22 protein-coding genes are annotated in these 20464 nt (G+C 66.3%); 15 read left to right on the top strand and 7 right to left on the bottom strand.

The window, feature by feature from the left end; genetic code table 11:
- Window positions 1-32 precede the first annotated feature (32 nt).
- From ACR80S_RS04895 to ACR80S_RS04850, 10 genes are all read left to right on the top strand, one after another.
- Window positions 33-293, top strand: a complete 261-nt coding sequence (locus ACR80S_RS04895) for a helix-turn-helix transcriptional regulator (protein WP_435402689.1) — start codon at window positions 33-35, stop codon at window positions 291-293.
- Window positions 290-691, top strand: coding sequence for a hypothetical protein (locus tag ACR80S_RS04890; protein WP_435402688.1), 402 nt, complete (start codon window positions 290-292; stop codon window positions 689-691). The genes ACR80S_RS04895 and ACR80S_RS04890 overlap by 4 nt, the downstream gene beginning before the upstream one ends.
- Window positions 692-880: 189 nt before the next feature.
- Complete coding sequence (locus ACR80S_RS04885; RefSeq protein ID WP_435402687.1) at window positions 881-1741, top strand: toprim domain-containing protein; 861 nt, start codon at window positions 881-883, stop codon at window positions 1739-1741.
- Window positions 1731-3662, top strand: a complete 1932-nt coding sequence (locus ACR80S_RS04880) for a DUF927 domain-containing protein (protein ID WP_435402686.1) — start codon at window positions 1731-1733, stop codon at window positions 3660-3662. Before ACR80S_RS04885 ends, ACR80S_RS04880 begins: the two co-directional genes overlap by 11 nt.
- Before the next feature lie 110 nt (window positions 3663-3772).
- Window positions 3773-4336, top strand: a complete 564-nt coding sequence (locus ACR80S_RS04875; RefSeq protein WP_435402685.1) for a hypothetical protein — start codon at window positions 3773-3775, stop codon at window positions 4334-4336.
- Entirely contained in the window at window positions 4333-4542 is a 210-nt protein-coding gene (locus ACR80S_RS04870) for a hypothetical protein (protein WP_435402684.1), read from the top strand. Before ACR80S_RS04875 ends, ACR80S_RS04870 begins: the two co-directional genes overlap by 4 nt.
- The gene (locus ACR80S_RS04865) at window positions 4539-4733 is read left to right on the top strand and encodes a ribbon-helix-helix domain-containing protein (RefSeq protein ID WP_435402683.1); all 195 of its coding nucleotides are present in this window, start codon (window positions 4539-4541) and stop codon (window positions 4731-4733) included. Before ACR80S_RS04870 ends, ACR80S_RS04865 begins: the two co-directional genes overlap by 4 nt.
- A 277-nt stretch (window positions 4734-5010) precedes the next feature.
- Entirely contained in the window at window positions 5011-5478 is a 468-nt protein-coding gene (locus ACR80S_RS04860) for a hypothetical protein (RefSeq protein WP_435402682.1), read from the top strand.
- 1753 nt (window positions 5479-7231) lie between these two features.
- Window positions 7232-8107, top strand: coding sequence for a glutathione-dependent disulfide-bond oxidoreductase (yghU, locus tag ACR80S_RS04855; RefSeq protein WP_435402681.1), 876 nt, complete (start codon window positions 7232-7234; stop codon window positions 8105-8107).
- Window positions 8108-8233: 126 nt separating this feature from the next.
- Window positions 8234-8878 (top strand): alternative oxidase, encoded by a 645-nt coding sequence (locus ACR80S_RS04850; RefSeq protein ID WP_435399383.1) that lies wholly within the window; start codon window positions 8234-8236, stop codon window positions 8876-8878.
- A gap of 14 nt (window positions 8879-8892) precedes the next feature.
- On the opposite strand, the gene ACR80S_RS04845 is transcribed toward ACR80S_RS04850, so the two are convergent.
- The 3 genes from ACR80S_RS04845 to ACR80S_RS04835 form a co-directional block, all read right to left on the bottom strand.
- Window positions 8893-9198 (bottom strand): septal ring lytic transglycosylase RlpA family protein, encoded by a 306-nt coding sequence (locus ACR80S_RS04845; RefSeq protein WP_435399546.1) that lies wholly within the window; start codon window positions 9196-9198, stop codon window positions 8893-8895.
- A 274-nt stretch (window positions 9199-9472) separates the two neighbouring features.
- Window positions 9473-10354 carry a S66 peptidase family protein gene (locus ACR80S_RS04840; protein WP_435399382.1) on the bottom strand — a complete coding sequence of 294 codons (882 nt, stop codon included), beginning with the start codon at window positions 10352-10354 and terminating at the stop codon, window positions 9473-9475.
- Window positions 10355-10512: 158 nt separating this feature from the next.
- Window positions 10513-10830 (bottom strand): hypothetical protein, encoded by a 318-nt coding sequence (locus ACR80S_RS04835; protein WP_435399381.1) that lies wholly within the window; start codon window positions 10828-10830, stop codon window positions 10513-10515.
- A 146-nt stretch (window positions 10831-10976) separates the two neighbouring features.
- On the opposite strand from ACR80S_RS04835, the gene ACR80S_RS04830 reads away from it, so the two are divergent.
- The 3 genes from ACR80S_RS04830 to ACR80S_RS04820 all read left to right on the top strand — a co-directional run bounded on the left by ACR80S_RS04830 (window position 10977) and on the right by ACR80S_RS04820 (window position 13375).
- Complete coding sequence (locus ACR80S_RS04830; protein ID WP_435399380.1) at window positions 10977-11369, top strand: HIT family protein; 393 nt, start codon at window positions 10977-10979, stop codon at window positions 11367-11369.
- A 46-nt stretch (window positions 11370-11415) separates the two neighbouring features.
- Entirely contained in the window at window positions 11416-12054 is a 639-nt protein-coding gene (locus tag ACR80S_RS04825) for a transglycosylase SLT domain-containing protein (RefSeq protein ID WP_435399545.1), read from the top strand.
- Between the two features lie 277 nt (window positions 12055-12331).
- Entirely contained in the window at window positions 12332-13375 is a 1044-nt protein-coding gene (locus ACR80S_RS04820; protein WP_435399379.1) for a patatin-like phospholipase family protein, read from the top strand.
- A gap of 14 nt (window positions 13376-13389) precedes the next feature.
- On the opposite strand, the gene mltF is transcribed toward ACR80S_RS04820, so the two are convergent.
- The 4 genes from mltF to ACR80S_RS04800 form a co-directional block, all read right to left on the bottom strand.
- Window positions 13390-14757: a membrane-bound lytic murein transglycosylase MltF gene (gene mltF / locus ACR80S_RS04815; RefSeq protein WP_435402680.1), complete on the bottom strand. Its 1368-nt coding sequence runs from the start codon at window positions 14755-14757 to the stop codon at window positions 13390-13392.
- 136 nt (window positions 14758-14893) lie between these two features.
- Window positions 14894-15238: a hypothetical protein gene (locus ACR80S_RS04810; RefSeq protein ID WP_435399377.1), complete on the bottom strand. Its 345-nt coding sequence runs from the start codon at window positions 15236-15238 to the stop codon at window positions 14894-14896.
- A gap of 57 nt (window positions 15239-15295) precedes the next feature.
- Entirely contained in the window at window positions 15296-16258 is a 963-nt protein-coding gene (locus ACR80S_RS04805; protein ID WP_435402679.1) for a patatin-like phospholipase family protein, read from the bottom strand.
- 16 nt (window positions 16259-16274) lie between these two features.
- Complete coding sequence (locus tag ACR80S_RS04800) at window positions 16275-17741, bottom strand: dihydrolipoyl dehydrogenase (RefSeq protein ID WP_435402678.1); 1467 nt, start codon at window positions 17739-17741, stop codon at window positions 16275-16277.
- A 312-nt stretch (window positions 17742-18053) separates the two neighbouring features.
- On the opposite strand from ACR80S_RS04800, the gene dbpA reads away from it, so the two are divergent.
- On the top strand, window positions 18054-19457 hold the full coding sequence (dbpA, locus tag ACR80S_RS04795; protein WP_435402677.1) for an ATP-dependent RNA helicase DbpA: 1404 nt from the start codon (window positions 18054-18056) through the stop codon (window positions 19455-19457).
- Between the two features lie 28 nt (window positions 19458-19485).
- A complete protein-coding gene (locus tag ACR80S_RS04790; protein ID WP_435399373.1) occupies window positions 19486-20388 on the top strand; it encodes a PA4780 family RIO1-like protein kinase in 903 nt (300 codons plus the stop codon).
- Window positions 20389-20464: the final 76 nt, after the last annotated feature.

Raw genomic sequence — 20464 nt, 5'->3', positions numbered from 1 at the left:
GCCCGTGAATCCACAACGCGAGGCAGTACCACATGGCAGACCCCACCCGCGCCGCCACTACCGGCGGCCACGACACCCCCGCACCGGACAAGCAAGGCGCCAGCAATGCCTGGCGCGCCTGGCTGTCCGTCAAGCAACTGGCCACCCGCTACGGCACCCATGAGGCCACCATATGGCGTTGGACAAGAGAGGGGCGTTTTGTCCAGCCGGTTAAGCTGGCCGGCAACCTTACCCGCTGGTCGCTAAGCGACGTTGAGAGCTGGGAGCAAGCCCAGCGGGGGGCGACGGTATGACCACCATCGACCTGACGTTACACGGCGAGAGCGCCAGCGACCTGGCCCGCTACCTGCAAGCCGTGGCCGAGCGATTCGATACCGAAGGCGAGGCCGCCTTACCCCCTGCCGGCTATGAAAGGCCCGTGCGCGTGAATGATGCCCTGGTGGGCGCGATCACCGTACCGGGCCGCCTGAGTTTCGAGGATGTCGCCAACCTGGCCGGCGCTGAGCGTGTCGGCAATATCCGCACCCTGGACCAAGCCCATACGGCGCTGGTGGACGTGCTACGCGACCACGACATGCCCCCGGCCCGTTACCACGGGCTGCTGACGGCTGTGGACCTTGTGGGCGCCACCTTGGGCGAGCGATCCGAGTTCTTGCAAGAGCAAGCCGAGGAGGGCGCCAGCCATGTTTGAGCTTTCGCACCTGCTGGCCCGCGCCTGGCGCTGGATCACTGGCCAAGGCGGACAAGGTGGACGCGGTAGACGCAAGGAGGGCGAGGCATGACACCCGAAACGCAAAAGGCCCGTCCCCCCGTCAGGGGCCGGACCCATATTGATGCGCCGCCGAAAGCGCCCCCCAAGCATAGCAGCATCGAGGCCGTATTGGCCGAAGCCCTTGCCGCCCATGGCGTGACGCTGACCCCTAGGGCGTCAGGCCGCTTCGAGCGATTCGCTACGCCTGACAAGCCCGGCAAGCAAAACGGCTGGTATCGCATCCATTCCCCGCTGGCCGCCACCTACGGCATCTTTCATTTGGACGTGGCCGAGGTGGTGACGCTTCACGGCGCCAGCGACCCCGAGGCCGCCGCCCAGGCCCGACTGGACGCCATGCGAGAGCGTGACCGCCAAGAGCGAGAGCGCCAGCAGCAAGCGGCCAAGACTGCCGGCAAGGCCCGACGCTGGTGGGCAGAGGCCGGCCCCGGCGATCCGACCCAAGCCTGGCTGGCCCGCAAGCGGCTACCGCCCTACAACCTGCGCCAGCGCGGCGAGGTGCTGCTGGTGCCGCTGTACTTCGAGGGCGAGCTGGTGAATCTGGAGCGCATCTTTCCCGATGGCAGCAAACGCCCCCTGAAGGGCGGGCGCGTCAAGGGCGTGGCCAGCCTGATAGGTCGCCTGGCTGGCGCTAAGCACGTTCTGGTGGCCGAGGGCTGGAGTACCGCCGCCGCCTTGCATGAAGCCATGGGCGCGCCTGTGGTGGTGGCCCGCAATGCCGACAACCTGGCCCCCGTGGCGCGGCGCCTTCGCCAACGGCTACCGGCTGAGGTGGCCATGACCATCTGCGGTGACGATGACCGCCACCTGCCGGCCCAAGGGCTGGCCAACAAGGGCGCGGTTGAAGCCCGCCATGCTGCCCTTGCCGTTGGTGCCGAGCTGCTGATGCCGTCCTTTTGCGAGGGCTGCGAGGGCTGCACCGATTTTGCCGATGTGCGCCTTTGCCGGCTGGGAGGTGTCCATGGTGACTGAGTACCGCGACCCTGATACCGGCGACATGTTCGGCCAGCCGCCTGCACCTGAGCCGGCCCATACCCCGTTAGACGTGTCCCACCTGTCCCACGTGTCCCAGCCCAGTAATGACGGGGCTTCCAGCCGGGACACCAGCGGGACACCACCTGTCCCAACGTGTCCCATCGCCCGTGAGGTGGACCCCAGCAAGGCGGCGCCAACCAAGGTGAAGGAGCCCAGGCGCCCCACCTTCGCCTGCTACCTGGCCCCCAGCCAATACGGGCCGCCGGGGCTGTTCTACCACGGGCAGCGCCAGCCCAAGGGCGACGGCGACCCCGAGCCTTTCGACAAGCGCGTATCCACCCCCGTCGAGTGTCTGGCCGCCACCCATGACGAGCGGGGCGAAAACCACGGGCTGCTGCTGCGGTTCAAGCCGCTGTATGGTCCATGGCGCCAATGGGCAATGCCCCTGCGGCTGCTGAAGGGCAGCGGCGAGGAGATGCGCGGCGAGCTGCTGGATATGGGCGTTCGCATCGAGCCCGACGCCTTCAAGGAGCTGAATCAATGGGCAGCGAGGCAGGCGCCCGATGAGGTGGTGGTGGCCGCTACCCGCGTCGGCTGGCACCAACTGGAGGAGAGCCGGGCGTTCGTCATGCCCCGGCGCACCATCGCCCAGGGCGAGCTGGCGCACCGGATCACCTTTCAAAGCGAGTTTGCCGGGCAAGACGACTACGCCGCCGCCGGCACCCTGGAGAGTTGGCGCGATCACATTGGCCGGCTATGCAGCGGCAACCTGCTAATGGTCCTGGCTGTGTCCACCGCCCTGGCCGGCCCCCTGCTGTTTCTCTGCCACCGACAAACCGCCGGTATCCATCTGGTGGGCGATTCATCCAACGGCAAGACCACGCTATTGGAGGTAGCGGCGAGCGTGTGGGGCGGTCCCGACTTCAAGCGCACCTGGCGCGCCACGGGCAACGGCCTGGAGGGCGTGGCCGCCGCCCTGAGCGACACGGCGTTGGTGCTGGATGAGATAGGCGAGGCTGATGGCCGCGAGGTGGGCGCCACGGTCTACGCCTTGGGCAACGGCACCGGCAAGACCCGCGCCAGCCGCAACGGCACCGCCCGGCGTTCGCACCGCTGGCGCATCGCGGTGTTGAGCAGCGGCGAGCGCACCCTGGCCGCCCACATGAGGGAGGCCGGCAAGAGTCCACATGCCGGACAGGCGGTCCGTCTGCTGGACATACCGGCCAAGCGCCAATATGGCGCCTTCGACCATCTGCACCACCTGGCCGATGGGCGTGCCTTTGCGGATCACCTGAAAAGTGAAGTGACGCGCCACCATGGCCACCTTGGGCCGGCGTTCATCGAGCGGTTGGTGCGCGAGGAGCGCGATCTGGCTGCCGAGGTAGACCGCTTCGCCCAGTTACCGGGCTTCGCCACGTCCCGCGCGCTGCAAGGCCGGGCCGCCAAGGTGCTGGCGCTGATAGGGCTGGCCGGCGAGCTGGCTGCCGAGTATGGGCTGGTTGGCTGGGAGGAGGGCGAGGCCATGGCCGCTGCTGTTGACGCCTTCCAAGCATGGTCCGGCGGCCAAGGAGGCGTGAGGTCCGAGCATGAGCAGATATTGGCCAACGTATCCGGTTTCATCGAGCGACACGGCGATGCCCGTTTCAGCGACCTGCACAGCGGCAGCGGCCACACGGTCCACAACCGGGCCGGCTGGTGGCGTGATGATGCCGGGGGCCGTACCTACCTATTCAACGGCGAAGGGCTGGTCGAGGCGCTGGGCGGCTTTGACCTGAAGCGCGGCACCGAAGCCCTGGAGGTGGCCGGCTGGATAGTTGAGCGAGATACCGGCGCCCGGTCCGTTCGCGTGCGGATCAATGGCACCCGCCCCCGCGTCTACGCGATCCGCCCAGTTGAGGGCGAGGAGGGCGAGGCATGAGCCTGGATGATGTTTTTCGCGCCTTCGCTGGGACACCTGCCCCGGCCACCTGTCCCGCACCTGTCCCACCGCAAACCCGCATGGTTGAGCCGTTGGGACACGTGGGACACGTGGGACACCACGAAAAGCAGGCAGGGCAGGAAAAGGCCGGCCCGGCGCATGAGGTCGAGACGCTGCTGGCCGCCCTGGCTGATGCAGGCCGCGACCTTGGGCCGGAGCTGGCGTATCACCTTAGCAAGACGCTGGCGCCCCTGTGCCGGCGGGTACGATCTGAGCTGGTCGCGGTGATAGACGACGCCTTCGAGGTGGCACCGGATCTTGAGGCCGCCCGGCGGCAAGGCCACCTGATGCTCAGAAATGCTCAGGCGCTGGAGGCGGCCAAGGCCGTTTGGCCGGCCTACCCTGAGCCACCGGCCCCCACCGAAGCGCCAGCAGCGAGTCACGTTGAGCCGCCCTGGCTGGCCTACATCGAGCGCCACTGTGAGCTGGCGCCGGATGATACCCGTTACGTGATACGCCACCTGTCCCTAAGGTCCGAGGCTGAGGCCATGCAACTGGCCCGGCGCTATGTCGAGGCTTGGGCGACTGGCGCTGATGCCGAGCCCCAGGCCCACCGCTGCGCCAATGCCGGCAGGCGAGCCGCTAACGCCATGCTGAGAGGGGCGACACCATGAGACGAAGCAACCCCAAGGGCCGCCCGTCAAAGGCCGCCTGTGACGCCTACCGGCGCCTGATGACTGATGATTCTTCCCGACTAGAAAAGGGCGGCATTGATCTGGAGACGCTGCCGGCCATCGACCTGGACAGCCCGCCCCAGCTAGACCTGGCGCTGCCAGAGGTGGCGCTAGACCCCGACACCGGAGAGGAGCCGACACCATGAGCAAGAATCCGCGACGGTTTGCCAAGCCCGTGCGTCTGATAGTGAGCGTCGAGGCTGAGGTGGTAAAGGCTATCGACCGACTGATGACCCAGGGGCGTCACCATGGCCACCGCAACCGTGGCGAGTTTGTGCGCCTGGCCGTCGAGCGAGAGTTGGCGCGGTGCCAGTCTGATGATTACCCGAGCCCGTAAAAAGGGCGGCGACTTGTTGAAAAACAATCAAGATATATCAAGGGTGCCCCATGCTGGGCGCCTTTGCCGTATGGCCGTCTGATGATTTTCCGGCCCATACGCGCGCGTGGCTGTGGCCAGCGACCTGAAAAAAATTGAAACTGGCGCCTGCTGCTGGGCGCTGGACATGTTCGCAAATGTTAGCTTCAGGGCGAGCCGCTAACGCCATGAAGGTGCAAATTCATCCTTGGGCTCCAGTCGTCTACTCTGTTCTCAGGGAATTGAAGAGGGAGGCTACATGAAGCATATGATTCTGGCGGCGGCCCTGCTCGCGCTGGCAACCCCCGTCCTAGCGGTCAATAAGTGCATTATCAAAGGCCATCTGACATGGCAGTCTGATCCTTGCCCGCCAGGCACTGCGCTCGATGACTCGCAGGAACAAGACATCTCCACGACAGAGAACCGCATATACCCTGATCCCGCCTATGAAATGGCCTTCAAGACAGCGCAGGCTATAGAACGCACCTACTTGAGTTACCAGCGCTGTAAGGATGAGGCGCCAGGAGGTTGTGAGCAATTTTTGCAGCGCTTCACAGAGGAACTAGGCCCCAGACTCAAGGAGTCTGCCGAGAATATGACACGCATCGCCGAGAACCCTGCAGCTGTCTATCTGTTGGAACGGCATCAAGATGATCTCAACGAGATGATGCAGTTGATGCAAGCCTCCGCCGACCTCCAGCGGCGGGTGCTCCAGCTCCAGCAGTAGCCTTAGCTATTGCCAGCTCCCGGCCCTTGCGCAAGGCTTTTTTCCCGAGAGCCTGACATGTCCTGCTCTCATGGACGAAGACGGTAGCCACTACTACCGCCGAGCGGGCTGCTGGGCGGGCCATCCGTGGCCGGGCTGCAATCTGGCAGCTATCCAAAGGGCGCAAGCCTAAGGCGACTGATGAGCCGCATACCGAAGGCGCCAGCCTGAGCATCGACCAAGGTGCGGCGGGATGCTGTAGGAGATTGCCGACAAAAAAGGTACTCCACCCCCTACCCTGTACCTGAGGGGCCGCCGAGTCCCAGGCGCGCGTTATTTACGGCCGTTTCGCTTCGCTTCCGTTTCCGGTTGGCTGCTAGTGCGAAGGCCCGTCGTTGCGGGGCTGGTGCCGATTTGAAAACCGGAACTGGATAGCCTGCCGACTGGGCGCCAGCGAAATGCCAAGGCGCTGGCTGACAGGCTGCACAGACGGCTAGCTTTCAGTCGCGCCTGGCGTCGTCTTGCTCTCGTCTGGCTTGTTCGTCAAGAATCGCTGATTGTGCCGCGCTTCGCTGCCAGCCATTGAAGGCGGCGCCAGTCAACACGGCGAATGAGATTACCCAAGCCCACCAAGGCAGTGCCCAGCTGAGCCAGTGGCCCACTGCGAACGTGCATACGGCACCGGCCACGGCTGACCATCCAAGTGCGCGTTGCTCGCGTTGCTCTCTCGTTCTCATGCCCACCCCCTGACGCTTGTGGCTTGTCAGTGTAGTGAATGTTGCCAATAAGTCGCGGGTCCCTGAGGTGGTACCCGCCCTATGCCACGGGGCGCCGAGTGCCTGGCTGCCGGCATTTTTTCAGCATCGCATGGTCGCCACCACCACCTGGCCCAAACCCGCATGGTTGAACGGCTGCGAGGTGCCGACGCTGCTGGTTTGATGTTGAGTTTTGTTGAGGTGCTGGCGCTGGTTCGCGCGGTTGGTTCGCACCATAGGTACGCACCCGGCAGCGCGTACCGTGACAATCCGTGACCTGCGAAAACCTGCAAGCCGCGAGCGATTGGCCGCCCTGGTTGCAGGGCAAAACAGGCGAGGGCGAGCGCACCGGCAGGGCGGGGGCGGTGCAATCCCTGGAGCCCCCAGGGCCGGACACCGCCGGCTCCGTCAGACTTTCATGCCTGCGAAATAAGAGATTTTTTCCGGTAGGCGATCCGCCGGCAGGGCAGGGGGCTGGCTGATTTTTGAGCCGCTGGCGCCAGCGACCGGGGCGGCCCCTTTCCTGAATCGCTAACCCAGTTTTTCCGGCTGCGCGGCTGGTGGCCAGCATCATGCCCAGGCGCCAGCCGCACCTGGCCCCCTACCCCCTGGCAGGGCAGCCCCAGGCGATCCGCACCGGGCAGCCGGCAATGGCCACCCGATGCCGGGCAGATGGCAGCGAGAAAGCGCGGCGATGGGCGTGGCATACTGTCGCAATGCAGGGCAGCCAAGCGCATTGCAAGATGTTGGTAGGTATGTTGGTAAAATGATTTTTACGGCTTCAAGACGATGATTTTTAAGAGATAGCATCGGATTCAAAATCCGCCGGGTGCAAGCCCTTGTCGGTTCGAGTCCGACCGCCGGTACCAACCTGACATCTGATCGAAGACAGCCGCCCTCGGGCGGCTGTCTTCGTTTCCGGCCTTCCAATGAGAAGGCCGGCTGAATCATCGGGACTCGAAGCGCCCGGCGCGGCGGGGTATGGTGCTTGCTGTGCATTCATTCGGCGAGGAGCCACCATGAGCGATCACGACGCCTACGTTCCGCCCCGGGTCTGGCGGTGGGAGCAGCCCAGCGGCGGCAAGTTCGCCAGCATCAACCGGCCCATCGCCGGGCCCACCCACGACCAGGCACTGCCGGTGGGCAGGCACCCGCTGCAGCTCTATTCCATGGGCACCCCCAATGGGGTCAAGGTCACGGTGATGCTGGAGGAGCTGCTGGCGCTGGGGCACACCGACGCCGAGTACGATGCCTGGCTGATCCGCATCGGCGATGGGGACCAGTTCGGCAGTGGCTTTGTTGAGGTGAACCCCAACTCGAAGATTCCGGCATTGATGGATCATACCACCCACTCGCCCACTCGGGTGTTCGAATCCGGTGCGATCCTGCTCTATCTGGCCGAAAAGTTCGGCGAACTCCTGCCGAGCGAGCATACTGCCCGCATCGAGGCCCTCAACTGGCTGTTCTGGCAAATGGGCAGCGCGCCCTACCTGGGGGGCGGCTTCGGCCATTTCTATGCTTATGCGCCGGAGAAGCTCGAGTACCCCATCAACCGCTTCGCCATGGAGGCCAAGCGTCAGCTCGATGTTCTGGATCGCCGCCTGGCCAAGAGCCGCTATCTGGGAGGAGAGGCATACACCATTGCCGATATCGCCAACTGGGCCTGGTACGGCCAATTGGCGCTGGGGCGGCTCTATGACGCCGGTGAGTTCCTGCAGGTGCAGGAGTACCGGAACGTTCGGCGCTGGGCCGAGGAGATCGATGCCCGGCCGGCGGTACAGCGAGGGCGCATGGTCAACCGCACCTTCGGTGAGCCGGAGATGCAGCTCCACGAGCGTCACGACGCCGGCGATTTCGAGACCCGGACCCAGGACCAGCTCGAGGCCGGGAGCTGACAGTCCGGGATCGCCGGTGCGCTTCGTGTCTCGCACCGGCGAAGGGTACCACCCCGCAGGGCATCAGTCCGTGGGGATGGTCTGGTCATCGAGACCGGCCTCCCATCGATCCAAGGAGAGTATTGAATGAGATCCAGTGACGCGTCCTCATCCGCTGAAACGCCCCTTCGCCGCCATCATCGCCCCAAGGGCCTCTCCGACTGGTTCGCCTATCGACTGGTGCGTTTCATGCGCGTCTTCGCCGACCTGTTCTTCGCCGGGCGCTACGGCCACCGCGCCGTGGTGCTGGAGACGGTGGCGGCCGTGCCGGGGATGGTCGGTGGTGCGCTGCAGCACCTGCGCGCGTTGCGGAAGCTGAAGGGCGATGATGGCTGGATTCGCACCCTGCTCGACGAGGCCGAGAACGAGCGCATGCATCTGATGACCTTCATCGAGGTGGCGCGACCCACCCGGCTGGAGCGGGGCCTGATCGTGCTGGCCCAGGGGGCGTTCTACAACCTCTTCTTCTTGCTCTACCTGTGTTCAAACAAGACGGCTCACCGGGTGGTGGGCTATCTCGAGGAGGAGGCGGTGGTCAGCTATACCGAGTATCTCGAGGGCATCGATAGCGGCAAGTACGAGAACATCCCGGCGCCGCAGATAGCCATCGACTACTGGAAGCTGCCGGCGGATGCGAGACTACGTGAGGTGGTCGTTGCGGTGCGGGCCGACGAGGCCGAGCATCGCGACGTCAACCACGATTTCGCCAACCAGATTGCCGGCGGCCGCTGACAGGAGCCGCCGTCTCAGTTGATGGCGGTGATGATCACCGGGGCCAGTCCGCGGCTGAGGATGCCCAGCTCACGGGCGGCGCGCTTGGAAAGGTCGATGACGCGCCCCTTCACGAAGGGGCCGCGATCGTTGATCACCACCGTGACCTCGCGCCCGGTGTCCGGGCGGGTCACTACCACCTCGGTGCCGAAGGGCAGATCGGGGTGAGCGGCGGTCATCTGGTTCTGGTCGAAGGGCTCGCCGCTGGCTGTGGTTCGGCCATGAAACTTGTCGTGATAGAAGGAGGCGATGCCTTCCTGGGTCTCGGCCTCATGGGCCATGACCGCCTGGGTACCGAGGGTCAATGCGCCTGTCAGGCAGCAGGCGAGGAACAGTTTCGATCGGGTTCCCATGGGGTTACCTCAGGGTTCTCGTGGTGCGGGACGCGTATGCTGCATTGCAATAACGTGCCACAAGGCTTGCATGGTAACCGCCCCCGAAGTAAGCAGCAACCCCTGGCTGAAGATCGCCGACGATCGGCGCAAGATGACGATAATCGTCCAATGGAGCGTTAACGGTCCCGTTGCGAGGCCCCGAAGAGCTCCCTCATTCACCTCATAGCCTCAGGTAAGCCCCCTCGATGACGCCGATGGCGCCATACCGCCAGGGACGATTGTGCAGCCCGTGGCCCACCGGCAGGCCGTGGTAGAGCGGTACACCCAGGGGAGCCAGGGTCTCGGCGATGATCGCCTCCAGCGGGGTGGAATCAAAGGCGCGACACCCCTCGAAGGTGCCCAGGCAGACGGCGGCGGCCTCATCCAGGGCGCCGGCCTGAACCAGCTGCCAGAGGGCGCGCTCCAGGCGGTAGTAGGGCTCGCCCACGTCCTCGAGGATCACCAGGGCGCCGGGCGGGGCGCGGAAGGCCAGCGGGGTGCCGGCAAGGCTGGCCAGGGTGACGAGATTGCCGCCCACCAGCGGGCCCTCCCGTCGCGCCGGGGCGTCGCCCCAAGGGGCCAGCGGGTAGTCGAGGCGTGCCGGGCCGCGGATCAGGGCGATGGTCTCCTCGAACTGGGTGCGAATGATGGTGCGCTCCTGTTCAGGGCCGTCGAGCAGCTGGCCGGCGGCCTTGACCACCGGACCGTGGATCGCCGGCAGGCCCTGTAGATGGCACTGGTGAAGCAGGGCGGTGAGGTCGGAGAAGCCGATCAGCGGCTTGGGGTGACGGGCCAACAGGGCCCAGTCGATGCCGGCCACCAGCTGGGCGCAGCCGAAGCCGCCGCGTACCGCCCATACCGCCTGGGTCTCGGCGTCGGCGTAGGCGGCGTGGAGCTGGGCCAGGCGCCACTCGCGATCGCCCGCCAGGTAGCGGATGCGTTGCTGCAGGGGGGCAGGTCGGCGCACCGTCACCCCCAGCGACTCGAGTCCTCGCACGCCGCGCTCGATGGCATCTTCCGGGGTGAAGGAGGAGGGGGCAATCAGGCTGATGGCAAGCGGCATGGCAACATGACCCGGTGGCGAGCGAAGGCCCCAAGGATGGCATGCCGGGTGGCCGGGTGCATCCGGGAGACCTGCAATCCGGCAGGGCACTCATGAAAACGCCCCATCCGGTAAACCGGATGGGGCGTGGGGATGTAACAAGGCTGGGACGGCGCGTGTCAGTGCCGTTGGTATTCCTCTTCCGCAAACAGTTCGGCCTTGGCGTTGCGCATGACATCCTCACAGGCGGCCTGTTGGGCCAGCTGGGTGAGCAGGGTCTGGGTCACGGCAAAGCCCTTGCCCATGCAGGTATCGATCTCTTCTCGGCTCACGGCGGGAGAGACGTCGCAGTCGATCTTCAGGGTTCTGCTGCCGCCGTCGAGCCGGTTGGCGAACTCGCGCAGCTGCCAGGCAATTCGTTCCTTCCAGCTGGCCGATTCATCCGCGCCTTCGTTTACGCTAAACGTGCACCGCCATTCAGGTTTGTAGACCTTCATGTGAACCTCCGTGCTGGCTTGGAATGAATGATCGATCGTGTATTCTGCTCCGTACTGAGGGGTATTGCGCCCTCAGCATACCGGTTTCGCGCCGCCACTGCAGTTTCTGCAGGTGGCCTCGCGTCCACACTGCCAGGAGAGCGCCCATGGCAAGCGTCTTCACTCGTATCATGCAAGGAGAGATCCCCGGCCATTTCGTTCATGAGGACGACCAGTGCGTGGTGATCATGACCATTCAGCCGATGAAGCCCGGCCATGTGCTGGTGATCCCCCGGGAGGAGATCGACCACTGGGATGACCTGCCGGCCGACCTGACCGCGCACCTGATGGCGGTGTCAAAGCGAGTGACCAGGGCGATCAAGCGCGCCTTCCCCTGCGAGCGGGTGGGGCTGCTGATCGTCGGCCTTGAGGTACCCCACGTGCATATCCATCTGACGCCCCTTGATGCAATGGAAGATCTCCGGGTGCTGGGGCTGGACATGGCGCCCGCGGAGAAGCTGGCAGCTGCCGCCGAGAAGATTCGTGCGGCCCTGGCCTGACAGGCGCGGGCTGGGTTGGCGAGGGCCTGACGCAGCCGAGAGGGGGCTGCGTCGACTGATCCGCGCCGGCCTGACCGTGGGGGTCCTCGGTTTGCTCGGCGGCTGTGCGGCGCTGGCCCCCTCGCCGCCGCCGGACCAGAGCAATCTCTGCGAGATCTTCCGCGAGCAGCCGCGCTGGTACGACTACGCCCGGGACTCGCAGGAGCGCTGGGGCACGCCCGTGGCCACCCAGATGGCCTTCATCCAGCAGGAGTCCTCCTTCCAGAGCCACGTGCGTCCGTCGCGCAAGCGCTACCTGGGGTTCATCCCCGGGCCCAGGCCCTCCTCGGCCCGGGGCTATGCCCAGGCCCTGGATCCGGTGTGGGGCGAGTATCGCGACGAGGCCGGCGGCACGTTGGCCCGACGGTCCCACATGAAGCACGCCACCGACTTCATCGGCTGGTACAACGCACGCAGCCAGCGGCAGGCCGGTATCTCGCTCCACAATTCGCAACACCTCTATCTGGCCTATCACGAGGGGGCCGGCGGCTACCAGCGCGGCAGCTACCGCGGCAAACCCGCCGTACAGCGGGCGGCCAGCCAGGTAGCCTCCCGCGCCGACCGCTACCAGGCGCAGCTGGCCAGCTGCGAGGCGGAGTTCCAGTGCCGGCGCTTCTATCAGTTCGGGCCCTTTTGCGGGGCCTGACGAGCCGGCCAGGACACCACTGCACCCCTCCCACTTCCTCCCGGCGCCGGGGCAGCACCTCGGTGGCCGAGAGCGCCATGCCGATCATGTCACGGTCGTAGCGGATGCGCTGCACGAAGTGCACCTGGTCGTAGCCGCGCTCGGCTGTGTACGACACCGAACAGATAAGGCGTACGTCCTGTCTTTATGCTGCGATTGCTCATGTGTCTGGCCATTTCCAGGACTTTCCTGTCGGCCTCGATGCCCGGGCCATCCACCACCCAACAGGATCGATTATATGGCACTGAAACCTAAGCCCATTAACCTCGCCCTCCAGGGCGGAGGGGCGCATGGCGCCTTCACCTGGGGGGTGCTGGATCGGATTCTCGAGGATGGGCGACTGCAGATCGCCGGGGTATCGGGCACGTCGGCGGGGGCGATGAATGCGGTGGCGATGGCCGATGGCTTCACCCGAGATGGCCCCGAAGGCGGACGGGTGGCCCTCGAACACTTCTGGCGATGCATGGGCGACGGCGCGAAGAAAAGCCCATTGAAACGCACGCCTTACGACGTTCTGACGGGCAACTGGGGACTGCAGAACAATCCTGTGTATCACGCTATGGATGCGCTTTCCCGTGTGGCGTCGCCCTATCAGCTAAATCCCATGAAAATCAACCCTTTGCGCGATATGGTGGAAAAATGCATCGATTTCGAGATGGTGCGTAAGTGTTCGGCATTCAAGCTGTTCATCTCGGCCACGAACGTGGAGAGCGGCAACGTCAAGATCTTCCCCCGCAAGGAGTTGACGGTGGACATGTTGATGGCCTCGGCCTGCCTACCGCATCTCTATCAGGCGGTCGAGATCGACGGCGTGCCCTATTGGGATGGCGGCTACATGGGTAATCCAGCACTGTTTCCCTTTCATGACGAGAACGATACCAACGATATCGTGGTGATCCAGATCAATCCGATCGAGCGCAAGGGCGCGCCGAAGAATCCTCAGGATATACAGAACCGGATGAGCGAGATCAGTTTCAACAGCAGCCTGCTCAAGGAACTGCGCGGGATCGACTTCGTCGATCGGCTGATCCGCCAGGGCAAACTCTCGGCCGACGAATACCGTCAGGTGCGGGTGCACGTCGTGGAAAATGAGGCAGAGCTAAAACCGCTGGGCGCTTCATCGAAGATGAATACCGAATGGAAGTTTCTGACCAAGCTGCGCGATCTCGGCCGTGACACCGCCACACGCTGGCTGGATGAGAATTTTGCCGCCATCGGCGAGCGCTCGACGGTGGATCTTCGTCAGATGTTCCAGGGCATTGGCGCCCAGCACCAGGGGTAGGGACGACAGCCACATCAGTCGAGCGAGGCACTGATCACGTCACGGTAGTTGCGGATGCGCTGCACGAAGTGCACCGGCTCGTAGCCGCGTGCGTAGCCGTAGCGGGTCCCGGGGTAGTAGCGCTTGTCGGCCTTGAGCGGCAGCACCTCCTGCATATCGTCCCAGGAGTCCGGGTTCTTGCCGAGTTTCCGAGCCAGCTCGCGGGCGTCCAGCACGTGGCCGCGGCCGATGTTGTAGCTGGCCAGGGCCAGGTAGGTGCGGTCTGGCTCGGGAATCTCCTCGGGCAGCCGCTGGTGGCGGTCGGCCAGGTAGCGCGCCCCGGCGTCGATCGCCTGGGTCGGGTCCAGGCGGTCCGATACTCCCAGCGACTCGGCAGTGTTGAGGGTCAGCATCATGATGCCTCGAACGCCGGTGGGCGAGACCGCCTGGGGGTCCCAGTGGGACTCCTGGTAGGAAAGCGCCGCCAGCAGGTCGGCGGGGATGCCGGTGGTGTACTCCGCCCTCAGGAAGGAGTCCAGGAAGTCGGGCAGCCGCTCGTCGATGCTCCGGTTGAGCGCCCGGAGGTCGACGAAATCGAACTCGCCGATGTAGCCGTAGTAGCGGTTCTCCACCGCCTCGATGGCCGTCTCCGCCTCGGGGGTGTCGCGCCAGTCGTGGGCCTGATCGGCCAAGGCATTCTGGTCCGGGGCCAGGTACCAGCCCAGCCAATCGCCACTGGTCAGGTTCAAGGCGACCTCTAGGGCGGGGTAGTGGCGTCGGACCACCTGCACGATGTTGGAATCGGCCAGGGTGCAGCCGACCTGCTGCTCGGCCACGGCGGCCAGCAGCAATTCTGTCGCGCGCGGATCCTCCTCGAAGGTGATGCCGCTGTGATCGTTGACCAGCGAGGCAAGCTTGTCGGCATAGCTGGAGTCCGCCGTGACGCGGATCTCCACCTCGGCCATCTGGGCCAGGCTGCGCGGCAGCGGGCGCGCCTCGCGGTGGCAGACCAGTTGCTCGACGATCATGGTGTGCGTCGGCCCCGGCAGGAAGCGCTCGTCGCGGGAGGGCAGGTGGGTCAGGCCGGCGCCGGCCATGTGGACCTCGCCGTCCTCCAGGGCCTGGAGGACCTCGGCGACGGCATCATGCACCGTCCACTCGACCCGCCAGCCGCGTGATTCGGCGAAGCGGCTGACCAGATCGTGCTCGGGGCCGGCGGGGGCCTCGTCGCGATCCAGGTACCAGGTCGTGGCCGCGTTGCGGGTGACCACCTTCAGGATGCCGCTCTCCTCGGGAGTGGCGAGCTGGGGGCTCTCCTGACCCTGACCGCAGCCGGCGAGCAGCAGGCCGGCCAGGCCGAGGGTGGGCAGCAGGGCGGTCAGGGTCGTCCTGGCATAGCACATGGGCAAGTCTCCTGCTGACTTATTAGATCCACCCTGCCAGCCCGCGGGCAGCGTGCTTCAACGCGGCCCCTCGGCGAGGCGTGCCGCGATCCGCTGGGCTGAGGCCCCTGTCGTCGCCGGCCGGGGACAGCCGCGGTCACGTGATCTCCCGCCATCCCTCATGGGCGCAGCTGCCGCAGCGATAGAACGCCTCGAAGCCGCCATCGGTGCACTCGCGGATCGAGCCCTTCTGGAAGTGGAAGCTGCGCAGCGAGCAGACCGGGCAGCGCTCGACCTCGTCGCGCGGGGCCCGGGGAGCCGCGCGGTGCTGACCTGGGTCACTGGCGGGCCGCGCCGGGGTCTCTGCCAGGAGCCGATCGAGCTCGGTGGAGAGCTCAGTGGCCAGGGCGAGGGCCTCTCCCTTCCTGTCGCTGCCGGCCATGTCGGCGAGCTCAATGATCCGTGCCTTGAGGGATGTCAGCCGTGACGTGGTGTCGGCCATCGCGAGCCCTCCTGAGGGTCGTTCGTGGTTGGCCCCTTGAGCATAGTCCCAAGCGGCTCAGGGGAGGGCATCGGCATCGGCCTGGATCGCCAGCCAGATCGTCAGCTGGTCGCGCAGCTCCCCGACCACCGGCTCGGCCTGGGCGAGGATCTCGTGGATGCGGTTGAAGTGCAGCAGGCGGATCCCCTCGACCTCCGTCTTCAGGTAGAGGTGCGGTCGCCGGTGATCCAGCGTCTGGCGGATCAGCGACTGTTGCATGATCTTGAAGCTGTTGAACAGGATGTCCGTGACCCCGGGGGGGGCGTCCTCCGTCGGCTGGCGGCCGCCAGAGACATCTACCGCGATCACCAGATCCATGTCGTCGAGCAGCAGGTCGAAGGGCAGCGGATTGGAGGTGCCGCCGTCGATCAGCAGCAGCTCGCCGCGGGGCACCGGCGAGAACAGGCCCGGCACCGCCATGCTGGCCTCGATGGCCGGGAAGAGCCGGCCCTCCTCGATCTCCACGCTGTCGCCGCTCCAGTAGTCGGTGGCCACCACCGAGAGCGGGATCGCCAGGTCATCGAAGGTGCGCGCCCGGGTATGTTCGGCCAGAAAGCGCAGGAAGCCGCCGGAGTCCAGCAGCCCGCCGTCGCTGAGGCCGATGTGCATCACGTCGACCAGGTCCAGGTCCAGGCTGGCCAGTCCCGAGAGGGCATCCAGTGGCGAGCCCGCCACGTCGTCGAAGATGTCGAGGATCTCGTCGGCGGAGAGCCCCGCCGCATAGAGCCCGCCGATCACCGCGCCGATGCTGGTACCGACGATGCGGTCAGGGACGATCTCGAGGTCGTCGAAGACCTGCAGCACGGCGATATGGGCCAGGCCGCTGGCCCCCCCGGAGCCCAGCGCCAGGCCGAGGGTGGGGCGCAGCGGCCGCTCGTCGGCCGCCAGCGGCACGGGCAGCAGCAGAGCAAGGCACAGCAGCCAGGCGACCAGCGGCCGCACTCTTGTGCCTATGGCGTGGGGCGCCGTGGAAGTAACCATGGTGATCTCCGCCGGCTCAGTCGCCCGGCCCACACTCCATGCAGCGCTCGGTGATTGCCGGACCCAGCTGCAGGCTGGCGTTGAGGTCGCGCAGGCCGCTGCGCAGGCCTTCCTCCAGCACCGGGTGGTACCAGGGCATGGCGAGCATCTGTCCGACCGTGAGCTTCTGCTCCAGGGCCCAGGCCAGCAGGTGCGCCATGTGCTCCACCCGCGGGCCGAACAGCTCGGCGCCCAGGAACTGGCCGGAACCGTGCTCGCCATAGAGCCGCATCAGGCCGCGGTTCTGGCGCATCACCACCGCGCGCCCCTGGTCCTCGAAGGAGGCCTCGCCCACGGCCAGGCAGTCGCAGCCGCCCAGATGCTTCTCCAACTCGGCGTAGCCGTCACCCACGGTGGCCATCTGCGGCTCGGTGAAGACGATGGCCAGCGGTACGTTGCGCCGCCCGGCGCGAAGCTCGGGGAAGCGCCCGGCGTTGTCGCCGGCGATGCGCCCTTCGCTGTTGGCCTCGTGGAGCAGCGGCAGCTCCTGGTTGGCGTCGCCGGCGATGAACACATGGCTGGGGTCGTCGTCGGCATTGCGGCACTGCAGGGTGAAGCGGTTGAAGCGCGGCACGCCCTCGTCGTCAAGAGCGAGGCCGGCGTTCTCCAGGCCCAGCCGATCGACGTTGGGGCGTCGTCCGGTGGCGGCCAGCAGATAGTCGAAGCGCTCGGTGAAGGTGCGCTCGCTACCGCGCTCGACGAAGGTGACCAATACGGCGTCGCCGTCGTGCTCGATGCGTTCCACCTTGGCGTCCGGGTCGATGTAGAACTCCTCGTTGAAGGTGGCCTCGGCATTGTCGCGCACGGCCACGTCCTTGAAGGGCCCCAGGGCGCCGCCCACGCCGAACACCCGCAGCCGCACGCCCAGGCGATGCAGCGCCTGGCCCAGCTCCAGGCCGACTACCCCGGGGCCGAACACCGCGACCGACCTGGGCAGGTTATCCCACTCGAAGACGTCATCGTTGGTCACCAGCCGGTCGCCGGCGACATCGAACATGTCGGGCCAGGTGGGGCGCGAGCCGGTGGCGATGATGATAGTGTGGGCCGTGACCCGGGTGTGGTCACCCACCGCCAGGGTGTGGGGATCCTCGAAGCGGGCGTGGCCGGTAATACGGTCTTGCTCGGGGATGCGCTGCATCGACTTGAGGACCTGACCCACGAAGCCATCGCGCTCCTGCTTGAGTCGCGCCATGACCGCGGCGCCATCTACCTCGACGCCGCTCACCTTGATGCCGAAGCCCCCGGCGTCGCGGGCCAGGTGAGCGGCCTCGGCCGCGGCAATCAGGAGCTTGGAGGGCATGCAGCCCACTCGGGCACAGGTGGTGCCGTACTCGCCCCCCTCGATCAGCACTACCCTGTCGCTGTGCTTGCGGGCGGCGTGCCAGGCGCTGAGGCCGGCAGTGCCGGCGCCGATGATGGCGATATCGACCTCACGTTGCGGCATCGGGCTTTCCTCTCTGCGTCATCTATCCTCTCGGTCCATCCACTATGGCACAGGGTGGGGGTGTGCCGCCGGGACGCCGTCTACGCCGCTCTCCTGACCGCCTGCCAGGCAGGGCGGGATGGGGCGCTCCTCACGACGGGGTCTCGCTGGACAATCGGTATCTGCAGCGCGTCGTTCACCTTTCTGCTATCCTGCAGGCCTTCTTTTTTTGCGCCTCCCCGGCCATGCCGCTCGGTCTTCGCCACCGTTCGTTATCGACCCCGGCTCACTCGCCGGTCCCGGCTGCTCCTCATTCGTCTGCAGGATGTTCCCTTGTCTCATTCCTTCCCCGATGCCGCCTTCGACTCGCTGCCGCTGGCGCCGGAACTGTTGGACACCCTTGCGTCGCTGGGTTTCGCCGCCATGACGCCGATCCAGGCCGAGGGCCTGCCGCCGATCCTGGCCGGTCGCGACGTGATCGCCCAGGCGAAGACTGGCTCCGGCAAGACCGCGGCCTTCGGCCTGGGCCTGCTCTCGCGGCTGACCCTGTCGAGCTTCGCGGTCCAGGGGCTGGTGCTCTGCCCGACCCGGGAACTGGCCGATCAGGTGGCCGGTGAGCTGCGGCGGCTGGCCCGTGGCCTGCCCAACGTCAAGGTGTTGACCCTGTGCGGCGGCGCCCCCTTCGGCCCGCAGCTCTCCTCCCTGGCCCACGGTGCCCATCTGGTGGTGGGCACCCCGGGGCGGGTCGAGGAGCATCTGCGCAAGGGCTCGCTGGCGCTGGACCGGCTCGAGACCCTGGTGCTGGACGAGGCCGACCGCATGCTCGACATGGGCTTCCAGTCGAGCCTCGAGGCGATCGTCGCCGAGACCCCGGTCCTCCGCCAGACGCTGCTGTTCAGCGCGACCTTTTCCGACGCCGTGAGACCCGTGGCCGAGGCGCTGATGCGCGACCCGGTGACCGTGGCGGTGGCCGAGACCCACGATGCCAGCAGCATCCATGAGCGGATCTATCGCGTCGCCGACGGCGACGAGGCGCGCCTGGAGGGGCTGTGCCGGCTGCTGCTGCACTTCCACCCCGTGTCCAGCGTGGTGTTCTGCAACACCAAGCGCGAGACCGACGAGGTTGCTCAGGCGCTCAGTGCGGTGGGCTTCAGCGCCCTGGCGCTGCACGGTGACCTGGAGCAGGCCGATCGCGATCGGCTGCTGGTGCTGTTCGCCAACCGCAGCGCCTCGATCCTGGTGGCGACCGACGTGGCGGCCCGGGGACTCGACATCGCCGAGCTGGACGCGGTATTCAACTATCAGATCGCCCGGGACCTGGAGGTGCACGTGCACCGGGTCGGTCGCACCGGCAGGGCCGGCAGTGCGGGCATCGCCTGTACCCTGGTCGGCGCGTCCGAGGACTATCGCCTGGCGCGGCTGACCGATTTCCTCGGCGAGTCCCTCGAGGAGGCCACGTTGCCGTCCCGCGCGGTGCTTTCCCGCGAGCCCCTGGCGCCGCCCATGGCGACCCTGCAGATTGGTGGTGGCAAGAAGCAGAAGGTGCGTCCCGGGGATATCCTCGGCGCCCTGACCGGCGAGGCGGGGCTGGACGGCGATCAGGTGGGAAAGATCAAGGTGCTGGCCAACAGCGCCTACGTGGCCGTGCAGCGCGAGGTGGCCGCCCAGGCCCTTGAGCGACTGATCAACGGCAGAATCAAGGGGCGCAGTTTCCGCGCCCGGCGCGTCAGCCACTGAGGCGCATCGGCGAACCCCAGAGGGACAGATGAAGATACCCAAGCGATTGCAGCCGCTGGTGGACGACGGCCTGATCGAGGCGGTCGAAAGCCAGCTGATGAGCGGAAAAGAGGCCCAGGTCTATGTGGTGCTCTCCCACGGGGAGCGGCGCTGCGCCAAGATCTTCAAGGAGGCGAAGCAGCGCAGCTTCAAGCAGGCCGTGCAATACCAGGAGGGCCGACGTGAACGCAACAGCCGCCGCTCGCGGGCCATGGCCAAGAAGACCCGCTTCGGCCAGAAGGAGCAGGAGCAGGCCTGGCTCAACGCCGAGGTCGATGCCCTCTACCGGCTGGCCGCGGCGGACGTGCGAGTGCCCAAGCCGTACGGCTTCATCGACGGCGTGCTGCTGATGGAGATGATTTCCGACGCCGAGGGCCTGACCGCCCCGCGCCTGGACGAGGTGACCCTGAGCGCCGAGCAGGCCCGGGAGTACTACACCAAGATCATCCGTGACGTGGTCAAGATGCTGTGCGCCGGCCTGGTGCACGGCGATCTCTCCGAGTTCAACGTACTGCTGGCCGTCGATGGCCCGGTGATCATCGACCTGCCCCAGGCGGTGGATGCCGCCGGCAACAACAGCGCCGAGTGGATGTTCGAGCGCGACGTGGACAACATGCGCCGCTACTTCGGCCGCTTTGCCCCGGAGCTGCTGACCACCGACTTCGGCAAGGAGATCTGGGCCCTCTACGAGGCGGGCGAACTGCACCCGGAGAGCGAGCTGACCGGTTGCTTCGTGCACGACACTGCAGCCGTGGATGTCGACGACCTGATGACGGTGATCGACGATGTCCGCGACGAGGAGACCTACCGCCAGGCGGCCCTCAACCGTGGCGAGGAGCCCGGGGTCGAGGAGGCCGCCGAGGAGTGGCGGGAGACCCATCGGGAGCGTTGAGCCGGGCTTGGTCTCGGCTGTGTCGCGGTGGCATTGTGGTGCGGTTCTGGCAAGGGGAGCCGCGCCGCGTAGGATC

The organism is Halomonas salsilacus (genome assembly GCF_051216275.1).
Lineage (GTDB): Bacteria > Pseudomonadota > Gammaproteobacteria > Pseudomonadales > Halomonadaceae > Halomonas.
This window is presented reverse-complemented; position numbering and strand designations above follow the sequence as displayed.

Bases quoted from the DNA above. Each gene is read 5' to 3' on its own strand.
- ACR80S_RS04895 (WP_435402689.1), top strand. From the start codon at position 33: ATGGCAGACCCCACCCGCGCCGCCACTACCGGCGGCCACGACACCCCC.
- ACR80S_RS04890 (WP_435402688.1), top strand. From the start codon at position 290: ATGACCACCATCGACCTGACGTTACACGGCGAGAGCGCCAGCGACCTG.
- ACR80S_RS04880 (WP_435402686.1), top strand. From the start codon at position 1,731: ATGGTGACTGAGTACCGCGACCCTGATACCGGCGACATGTTCGGCCAG.
- ACR80S_RS04870 (WP_435402684.1), top strand. From the start codon at position 4,333: ATGAGACGAAGCAACCCCAAGGGCCGCCCGTCAAAGGCCGCCTGTGAC.
- ACR80S_RS04865 (WP_435402683.1), top strand. From the start codon at position 4,539: ATGAGCAAGAATCCGCGACGGTTTGCCAAGCCCGTGCGTCTGATAGTG.
- ACR80S_RS04860 (WP_435402682.1), top strand. From the start codon at position 5,011: ATGAAGCATATGATTCTGGCGGCGGCCCTGCTCGCGCTGGCAACCCCC.
- yghU (WP_435402681.1), top strand. From the start codon at position 7,232: ATGAGCGATCACGACGCCTACGTTCCGCCCCGGGTCTGGCGGTGGGAG.
- ACR80S_RS04850 (WP_435399383.1), top strand. From the start codon at position 8,234: ATGAGATCCAGTGACGCGTCCTCATCCGCTGAAACGCCCCTTCGCCGC.
- ACR80S_RS04845 (WP_435399546.1), bottom strand. From the start codon at position 9,198: ATGGCCCATGAGGCCGAGACCCAGGAAGGCATCGCCTCCTTCTATCAC.
- ACR80S_RS04840 (WP_435399382.1), bottom strand. From the start codon at position 10,354: ATGCCGCTTGCCATCAGCCTGATTGCCCCCTCCTCCTTCACCCCGGAA.
- ACR80S_RS04835 (WP_435399381.1), bottom strand. From the start codon at position 10,830: ATGAAGGTCTACAAACCTGAATGGCGGTGCACGTTTAGCGTAAACGAA.
- ACR80S_RS04830 (WP_435399380.1), top strand. From the start codon at position 10,977: ATGGCAAGCGTCTTCACTCGTATCATGCAAGGAGAGATCCCCGGCCAT.
- ACR80S_RS04820 (WP_435399379.1), top strand. From the start codon at position 12,332: ATGGCACTGAAACCTAAGCCCATTAACCTCGCCCTCCAGGGCGGAGGG.
- mltF (WP_435402680.1), bottom strand. From the start codon at position 14,757: ATGTGCTATGCCAGGACGACCCTGACCGCCCTGCTGCCCACCCTCGGC.
- ACR80S_RS04810 (WP_435399377.1), bottom strand. From the start codon at position 15,238: ATGGCCGACACCACGTCACGGCTGACATCCCTCAAGGCACGGATCATT.
- ACR80S_RS04805 (WP_435402679.1), bottom strand. From the start codon at position 16,258: ATGGTTACTTCCACGGCGCCCCACGCCATAGGCACAAGAGTGCGGCCG.
- ACR80S_RS04800 (WP_435402678.1), bottom strand. From the start codon at position 17,741: ATGCCGCAACGTGAGGTCGATATCGCCATCATCGGCGCCGGCACTGCC.
- ACR80S_RS04790 (WP_435399373.1), top strand. From the start codon at position 19,486: ATGAAGATACCCAAGCGATTGCAGCCGCTGGTGGACGACGGCCTGATC.